Below are 8,244 nucleotides of genomic sequence, written 5' to 3' on the forward strand. Positions count from 1 at the left end.
ACGGCCGGCGGTTAAAGACACTGCGCGGCCTGACGCCCTACGAATTCATCTGCAAAATCTGGGCAACAGAGCCAAAACGGTTTAAACTCAATCCGTACCATCAAATGCCGGGACTAAACACTTTAGCCCCTGCGCTGCCTGAAATACGATGACCAGCGGCCCGGCATAGGCGATGAGCGTGGAGACGACGCCGGCCAGAATGGCCGAAAGCGACGCGTCGCCAAGGAAACTGCCCGGCTTGCCGGCCATCGTAGCATCTCCCTCAGGCCGTTGCGAACTGGACGGCGTTGGTGCGCCGCGCATTGCTGACGGCAAAGACCACCATGGCGAGCGTCGAGACCGCCGCCGGAATGGCGAAGATCAGGAAGTTCTGCTGCAGCGGAAGCTGCTGGGCGAGAAGCACGCCGCGGAAGGTCGGACCGACGATGGCCCCGATGCGACCAACACCCGACGCCCAGCCCAATCCGGTGGAGCGCACCGAAAGATGGTAGAGTTGCGCGACGCTGGCGTAGAGCAGTATCTGCGTGCCGATCGCGGTAGCGCCGGCAATGAAGACCAGCAGGAAGAGTACGCCGGCGGGCGGGTCGAAGCCGATCAGCGCAATCAAAACGGCGGCTTGCGCCCTTGGCTTCGGTGAAGACCAGCGTGTCGCCATCGTCAAGCCGGGTGGACGGGGCCAACTTGGCAAAGATACGCCGCGCCTGCTCCTGCTTGCCCTGACGGATCAGGAAGCTAAGCGATTCCGGCAGCTTCCACAGGATGAAAGGCAACGGAACCAGCGGTACGGCGGCAATGAAGAACCTCGGCTTCCAGCCATATTGCGGAATGAGGCCGATGCTGAGACCAGCCGCCACTATGCCGCCGACGGAATAGCCGGAGAACTTCAGTGCGACCATGGTGCCGCGCAGGCGCTTCGGCGCATATTCGTTCATCAGCGCCGCGGTGTGCGCAGGCATTAATGACCGCGTTGAGTTCGCCCGTCTTGTCGCGGGTAATGACAACGGGCTGACGGCCAGTATAAGTGGTGTAATAGTCGTTATTGTCCGAGATCTGGCGTTCATGCGCCATATGGACCCAGTTGCTTTCGCAAGATGTGCTTCATCTCCAGTTCGAACAGGTCTTCATTGGTGAAGATATCGCGACGGCAGCGGAATATGCCGGCCTCCTTGTCATCCGCACGGCGGTTGCCAGCAGATGATCGAGATCCCGGGCCTTGTCGATAATCGCAGACATGAAACGTCTCCCGTGAAGGGTGCGCCCTTCCGGCGCAGCCCTCGCTAAAATATCGATGTTGGAGTTTTTTGGGTTTGTCGTTGGCGGCCCCTCCTTCAGAGAGGGGCCGCCGGAAATGCCGTCAGGCGGCAGCGCGCTTACGCAGTTCGTTGACCTGATTGTCGACGCCGTCGATCAGAGCCGTCAGACGAATGTCGAAGACGATTTCGGCAAACGGGCCGTTCAGGTTGTTGGCGTGGATGCTCTGCTCGTCGGTCCGCTCGATGACCGAGGGAACCAGACCGTCACGGGTCGCATAGGCGAAGTCATCGTTGATCAGCGGATCGCCCTCGATATTGATCTGCGTCGTCAGCTTGCGGTGACCGTCGGCGCTGATGAAGAAGTGGATATGCGCCGGACGCTGACCGTGGCGGCCAAGGCTGGACAGGAGTTGCTCCGTCGGGCTGCCCGGGGGAACGCCGTAGCCGCTCGGCAGAATGCTCTGGAACCTGTAACAGCCCTTTTCGTCGGCAATGATCGTGCGGCGCATGTTGAACGGCGCCTGCTTTCCGGTCGGGTCGAAATGCGAATAGAAACCGCGCGTATCGCAGTGCCAGACCTCGACCTGTGCGCCCGGCAGAGGCTTGCCGTCGGAACCGTAGACCGTGCCATGCATGATCAGTGTGTGGCCGTTCTCGTCCGTGCCATCATCGAGACGGGCAAAACCGGTCGAAACCGGGGCGCCGGCAACGTAGAGCGGACCTTCGATGGTACGGGGCGTCGGGTTTTCAATGCCAAGCGCCGCGTCGATGGCGTCCAGACGTTCGTCGAGGAAGTGGTCGAGACCAAGACCGGGCGAGATCAGGCCGGCCTGCCCGGCTGCGCCGATTTCGTTCAACCAGGCAATACCGGCCCAGTATTCATCGGGGGTGATGTTGAGATCGTCGATGGCCTTGAAAAGGTCGGACACGATCCGATGGGTGATCTGCTTGACGCGCGGATTGCCGTCCGCCTTGTCATAGCCGCTCACGGTATTCAGAAACTCCTGGATATCAGGCCGGTCAAAAATCTTAACGGTCATTGTCATTCCTCCACACGGGTTGTCTTGAAACCGGGTGCGCTCCCGTCCTCTCGGCAGCGCCCTGACGATGGCGTCAGGTATCATCCTCACGGATCGACGAGGGATGCCGCAGAAGCGGCTTGACCTCGATCTTCATGAAAGGAAACAACGGCAGGCCCGAGAGAACCTCGTGCAGTTCCGCATTGTCCTTCACGTCGAAAATGCTGAAATTTGCGTATTCTCCGGCAATGCGCCAGATGTGCCGCCACTTGCCGCTTTGCTGAAGAGCCTGCGAATAGGCCTTTTCCTTCGCAATGATGGCCTTGGCCTCCTCAGCGGGGAGACCGCGGGGAATGTTGACATCCATCCGGACATGGAAAAGCATGGCTGGTCTCCTTAAACCACAGTGCTGATCGTCTTGCGCAGCCCGTCGCGGGCAAAGAAGGCGACGCGATCCTCATCAAGCTCGATGCCGAGCCCCGGCCCGGTGGGGACCGTCAGGCCGAAATCGCTGTAATCCAGCGGCGTCACCAGAATTTCCTCCGTCAAAAGCAGCGGGCCGAAGAGTTCCGTACCCCATTGCAGATTGGCGAAGGTGGCGAACACCTGTGCGGAAGCAATTGTGCTCACCGCGCCTTCCAGCATGGTGCCTCCATAAAGTTCGATCCCGGCCGCATCGGCAACGGCCGCCACCCGCTGCGCATTGAACAGACCCCCGCTCTGCTCGATCTTGATTGCGAAGACATCGGCGCCGCTGTTGCGGGCGATCTCGAAGGCCGAAGCAGGACCTGTCAGTGATTCATCGGCCATCAGCGCGACGGGAAAACGGCGCATGAGCCGCAACAGCGCCGCCGCGGAACCGACCGGCTGCTCCACCAGTTCGCAGCCCGCATTGGCAAGCGCCGCCATGCCATAGGCTGCCTCGGTTTCGCTCCAGGCCATGTTCACATCGACACGCACTGCGGCGCGTTCACCCAGTGCCCGCTTGATCGCCGCGACATGGGCAATATCTTCCTGCAAGCCCTTCGCCCCGATCTTCAGCTTGAAAATCCGGTGGCGGCGCAGGTCGAGCATCTTTTCTGCCTCGGCGATGTCGCGGGCGGTATCACCGGAGGCGAGCGTCCAGGCAACCGGCAGACGATCGCGCAGACGACCGCCCAGCAATTCGCTGACCGGAAGACCGAGACGCTTGCCCTGCGCATCGAGCAGCGCGGTCTCCACAGCGCTCTTGGCGAAGCGGTTTTCCTTCACCATCTTGCCGATCCGCGCCATCAGCGCCTGCACGCGGGTCGCATCCTGCCCCACCATCACCGGCGCGAAATAGGTATCGATCGCCAGCTTCATGCTCTCCGGGCTTTCGCCGCCATAGGCCAGACCGCCAATGGTCGTGCCCTCGCCGATGCCGACGATGCCATCGCTGCAATGGAGCTTCACGAGCATGAGGGTCTGCCCGTTCATCGTCGCAACGGATAGCTTGTGCGGGCGGATGGTCGGCAGATCGACCAGTACGGTTTCGATCCGTTCGACGATGGGAACGAGAGCGGCGGTCGGGGCGTGGGGTGCAAAGGTCGTGTTCATGCCCCTAAACTGCGACAGGTAAAGACCCGGCGTCCAACACCATTTACGTTTGCTATAATACCTTTAAGATATGATACGGGCGCTTTTGCCTCTATTTCGCGCGTTTCGCGCTGCGACATATCAAAGAGGCCTATAAGGGTTATGCAGGAGCCGGATCATGGACCTTCGCCAGATGCGCTATTTCGTTGCCGTGGCGCGCGAGCGTAATTTTACCCGCGCCGCCCAGATGCTGCACATCGCCCAGCCGCCGCTTAGCCGGCAGATCCAGTTGCTGGAAGAAGAGCTTGGCGTAGAGCTCATCATTCGCAAGAGCCGGCCGATTCGCCTCACGGATGCCGGGCGGCTGTTCTATGAGCAGGCGCTGCAGGTACTTGGCCGGGTCGACCAGATGCGCGCTGCAACGCGGCGCGTGGGATTGAACCAGAACAGCGTGCTTTCCATCGGCTTCGTGGCCTCCACTCTTTATGGCGGCTTGCCACCGTTGGTACGCAAGCTGCGCAAGCACGCGCCGGAACTCGATATTCAGTTACTGGAGCTGATCTCGGTGCAGCAGCTTCCGGCGTTGAAGGAAGGCCGTATCGATATCGGCATCGGCCGCCTGCGTCATAGCGATCCCAATGTCATCGGCACGGTCCTGCGCGACGAGCGTCTCGTCGTCGCGGTGCCGCAGGGCTCGCCGCTCAGCATGGCGCTCACCCCGCTGCCGGTGGCGGCGCTCGATGCCCAGCGGGTGATCGTCTACCCCAAGGAACCACGGCCAAGTTATGCCGATCAGGTTCTCAGCCTGCTGCACCGGCACGATGTCCGGCCGGTCGAGGTGCAGGAAGTCCGCGAAATCCAGACCGCGCTCGGTCTGGTCGCGGCGGAGGCTGGGGTGTGCATCATCCCCTCCTCGGCCCGCCAGATGCGCTCCGACGTGCATTACCGACTGCTGGAGGGGGAAGGCGCGACCTCACCGGTCATCCTCAATCACCGGGTGGGAGATACCTCGGTCTATATCACCCTCGTGAAGAAGCTCATCGCTGAAATGTATGCCGAAAACCCGCCCCTGAGCACGTCCTGCTGCACATTTCCGCCGGGAGAAAAATAAGGCTAAAGCAGAAAAGACAAACCGACTGCACTGCGATAAGTTGCCCGCGCTGTACCGACAGTCGCCAACCCGACGAAACCAGAAGGAGGAGTATTCTGGCCGTCAATGGGCAGCGCCGCCATTCGGCAGCGTCCATCAAAGCCACGCTATTTCCCGGTAGCGGCGCGCGATGATTTACTCAATCGTTTCCTCTGGGTGGAGTCTCCATGAAATCCTGCATTCTCGTCATTAACTGTGGCAGCTCGTCTCTGAAGTTCGCCTTGATCGATCCTGTCAGCCAGCAGGAAGTCCTGTCCGGCCTCGCCGAAAAGCTGGGCATGGCGGGCAGCCAGATCACCTTCAAGCATGGCCCAACGCCGCGTCGCAGCTTTCGCCAGCCGGGCGAAAAGGATGTAAGCCCGCTGGAAGGCGGCAACCACGCCGCCGCAATGGACGCGATCATCGCCCGTCTCAAGGACGAGGACCTGCTGGACAGCGTGAAAGCAGTCGGCCATCGCGTCGTGCATGGTGGCGAGGTCTTCAAGTCCACCGTCGTCATCGATGATTCCGTTCTCGCTGAAATCGAGAAGTGCTCCAAACTTGCGCCGTTGCACAATCCGGCCAACCTGCTCGGCATCCGCACCGCGATGCAGCAGTTCGCTGATCTGCCGCAGGTGGCTGTCTTCGACACGTCCTTCCACCAGACCATGCCGGAACACGCCTATCTTTATGCCGTCCCCATGTCGCTTTATCGCGAGCATGGCGTACGCCGCTACGGTTTCCACGGCACCAGCTATCGCTACATCACCAGCAAGGCCGCCGAACTGCTTGGCAAGCCGCTGGAAGAGACGGCCTTCGTCTGCGCCCATCTCGGTAACGGGGCATCGGCCACCGCCATCAAGGGCGGCAAGAGCGTGGACACCACCATGGGCCTCACCCCGCTCGAAGGCTCGGTAATGGGCACCCGCTCCGGTGACATCGATCCCGGCATCATCGGCTATCTCGGCTCCGAACTGAACCTCAGCGTCGCCGGCGTCATGGACGTTCTGAACAAGAAGTCCGGCCTGCTCGGCCTTTCGGAGCTCTCCAGCGATTGTCGCGAACTGCAGGAAGCCGCCTCCGCCGGCAATGAGGCCGCCAAGCTCGCGCTCGATATCTTCAGCTATCGTCTGGCCAAGCACATCGCCGCACTTACTGTCGGCCTTGGCCGTCTGGATGCACTGCTCCTGACCGGCGGCATCGGTGAGAATTCGGCTTATGTGCGCGCCAATGTCATCAACCGTCTGGGCTTCCTCGGCCTCAAGCTGGATGACGACGCCAATGCCGCCTGCACCCGCGGCAAGGTTGGTCGCATCACCACAGAAGAGTCCCTGCCGGCACTGGTCATCAGCACCGACGAGGAAATGATGATCGCGATGGATACTGCCAAGCTGGCAGGCCTTGCGGCCTGAGCGGAGAACACAATGACCACCCTCTTTCTTGCACCCGCCAGCCATGATGTTTCCCTGGCTTCGGTGTCCTCGGCCCTTGTTGCCGCTCTCACCAGGGCCGGCTTCAGCGCCGGCCTTTTCAAGCCTGTTTCCGACAATGCCGATGCCGCATCCGTATCGCTGGACAGGGTCGAACATCTGCTGGCCCTCGGCGAACTCGAACAGATCATGGAAGACGTCGTGACGCTCTTCCAGAAGGCCGCCAAAGGCGTCGATGTCGTCGTGACCGAAGGCCTGACGCACGACACCAAACGCCTGTTTTCCGCAGCTCTCAACCTCAAGCTTGCCCGCAATCTCAGTGCCCGCACCATTCTCGTCGCCTCGGGTGCCGGCACGCCGCAGGAGATCGCCCGCCAGATCGAGCACAGCGCCCAGGCAAGTGCTGCCGAACATGGTCAGGTCATCGGCTACATTCTCACCGGCGTTTCTGCGGGCACCTCGGCCACGGCTCTCGCCGCCGAGATCCAGCAGGCCGGCAAGCTGCTGCCGAAAAAGCCGCTGGCTCTGCTCGGCATCGTGTCGGCTGATCCCGCGGAGCTCGATACCGAAGCGCTGAAGGCCAAGATCGCGCCTGCCGGTGATGAGCTCATGCCGCCGCCTGTGTTCCGCTACGAACTGATGGAAAAGGCCCGCGCCGCCGGCAAGCGTATCGTCCTGCCGGAAGGCGACGAGCCGCGCACGATCCGCGCCGCCGCCATCTGCCAGGAAAAGGGCATTGCCAATTGCGTGCTGATCGGCACCCGCAGCGCGATAGAGCGCGTGGCCGCCGAGCAGGGCGTTTCCCTGCCAGCAGGGATCGAAATCATCGACCCCGCAGATGTGCGTGAGCGCTACATCGCGCCGATGGTCGAGATGCGCAAGAGCAAGGGCCTGACCCCGGAAGAAGCCGCGAAACAACTCGAGGACACCGTCGTTCTCGGCACGGTCATGCTGGCGCTTGATGAGGTCGATGGCCTTGTGTCCGGTGCGGTTCACACCACCGCCAACACCATTCGCCCCGCCCTGCAGCTGATCAAGACCGCACCGGGCTCGAAAATGGTGTCGAGCGTGTTCTTCATGCTGATGCCGGATCAGGTCTTCGTCTACGGCGATTGTGCCGTCAATCCGAACCCGACTGCGGAAGAACTGGCGGAAATCGCCATTCAGTCCGCCGATTCGGCTGCGGCCTTCGGCATTCCGCCGCGCGTGGCGATGATTTCCTACTCCACCGGCAGCTCCGGCGGTGGCCCGGACGTGGAGAAGGTCACGGAAGCAACTCGGATCGCGCAGGAAAAGCGTCCTGACCTCGCCATCGATGGCCCGTTGCAATACGATGCCGCCAGCGTCGAGTCGGTCGGTCGCCAGAAGGCCCCGAACAGCAAGGTCGCCGGTCGTGCAACCGTCTTCGTGTTCCCCGATCTCAACACCGGCAACACCACCTACAAGGCGGTGCAGCGTTCGGCGGAGGTCATCAGCGTCGGTCCGATGCTGCAGGGTCTGCGCAAGCCGGTCAACGATCTGTCGCGCGGCGCGCTGGTTGATGACATCGTCTACACGATCGCACTGACGGCCATTCAGGCCGTGAAGGCCTGATCGACCACAACATCATTCAAAGCCGTCGATTTACGGGGCTCGTCATCACAGGATGGCGGGCCCTCTCTACGTTCCAGCCTGCGACAACCCCTGCATTACAAACACATTACAACATTACAAGGAAGATTTGTAAAGTTATACAACTGCACACTGAAGGCCCTCCACAACGATGTTGGGATCGGATTAATAGGCTCCAACGCAACGATAAACGACACATGAGGAGGAAATCATGTCGTACCAGTCGCTCATCCAGGAAGCCGGAA

General features: G+C 61.2%; 8 protein-coding genes and 2 pseudogenes. 3 read left to right on the forward strand and 7 right to left on the reverse strand.

Annotation, left to right across the window (positions count from 1 at the left end):
• Positions 1-87 precede the first annotated feature (87 nt).
• The 7 genes and pseudogenes from GGQ66_RS22570 to GGQ66_RS22595 all read right to left on the reverse strand — a co-directional run bounded on the left by GGQ66_RS22570 (position 88) and on the right by GGQ66_RS22595 (position 3,850).
• The gene (locus GGQ66_RS22570) at positions 88-249 is read right to left on the reverse strand and encodes a benzoate/H(+) symporter BenE family transporter (protein ID WP_183795945.1); all 162 of its coding nucleotides are present in this window, start codon (positions 247-249) and stop codon (positions 88-90) included.
• A 13-nt stretch (positions 250-262) separates the two neighbouring features.
• The gene (locus tag GGQ66_RS23435; protein WP_237359054.1) at positions 263-655 is read right to left on the reverse strand and encodes an MFS transporter; all 393 of its coding nucleotides are present in this window, start codon (positions 653-655) and stop codon (positions 263-265) included.
• A 70-nt stretch (positions 656-725) separates the two neighbouring features.
• Positions 726-956 (reverse strand): annotated as a pseudogene (locus GGQ66_RS23440) (MFS transporter); the annotation flags it as partial.
• A pseudogene (locus GGQ66_RS22580) lies at positions 934-1,233 on the reverse strand (Rieske 2Fe-2S domain-containing protein); the annotation flags it as partial. The pseudogenes GGQ66_RS22580 and GGQ66_RS23440, both read right to left, overlap by 23 nt.
• A gap of 121 nt (positions 1,234-1,354) precedes the next feature.
• Positions 1,355-2,293, reverse strand: a complete 939-nt coding sequence (gene catA, locus GGQ66_RS22585) for a catechol 1,2-dioxygenase (protein ID WP_183795947.1) — start codon at positions 2,291-2,293, stop codon at positions 1,355-1,357.
• Positions 2,294-2,366: 73 nt separating this feature from the next.
• Positions 2,367-2,657 carry a muconolactone Delta-isomerase gene (gene catC, locus GGQ66_RS22590; protein ID WP_183795949.1) on the reverse strand — a complete coding sequence of 97 codons (291 nt, stop codon included), beginning with the start codon at positions 2,655-2,657 and terminating at the stop codon, positions 2,367-2,369.
• 11 nt (positions 2,658-2,668) lie between these two features.
• Entirely contained in the window at positions 2,669-3,850 is a 1,182-nt protein-coding gene (locus tag GGQ66_RS22595; protein ID WP_183795951.1) for a muconate/chloromuconate family cycloisomerase, read from the reverse strand.
• Positions 3,851-4,007: 157 nt separating this feature from the next.
• Here GGQ66_RS22595 and GGQ66_RS22600 point away from each other — a divergent pair, with 157 nt between their 5' ends.
• From GGQ66_RS22600 to pta, 3 genes are all read left to right on the forward strand, one after another.
• Positions 4,008-4,940 carry a LysR family transcriptional regulator gene (locus GGQ66_RS22600; protein WP_183795953.1) on the forward strand — a complete coding sequence of 311 codons (933 nt, stop codon included), beginning with the start codon at positions 4,008-4,010 and terminating at the stop codon, positions 4,938-4,940.
• Positions 4,941-5,146: 206 nt separating this feature from the next.
• Positions 5,147-6,370, forward strand: a complete 1,224-nt coding sequence (locus GGQ66_RS22605) for an acetate/propionate family kinase (protein ID WP_183795955.1) — start codon at positions 5,147-5,149, stop codon at positions 6,368-6,370.
• A gap of 12 nt (positions 6,371-6,382) precedes the next feature.
• A complete protein-coding gene (gene pta, locus GGQ66_RS22610; protein WP_183795957.1) occupies positions 6,383-7,981 on the forward strand; it encodes a phosphate acetyltransferase in 1,599 nt (532 codons plus the stop codon).
• Positions 7,982-8,244: the final 263 nt, after the last annotated feature.

Source organism: Allorhizobium borbori, assembly GCF_014196535.1.
Taxonomy (GTDB): domain Bacteria; phylum Pseudomonadota; class Alphaproteobacteria; order Rhizobiales; family Rhizobiaceae; genus Ectorhizobium; species Ectorhizobium borbori.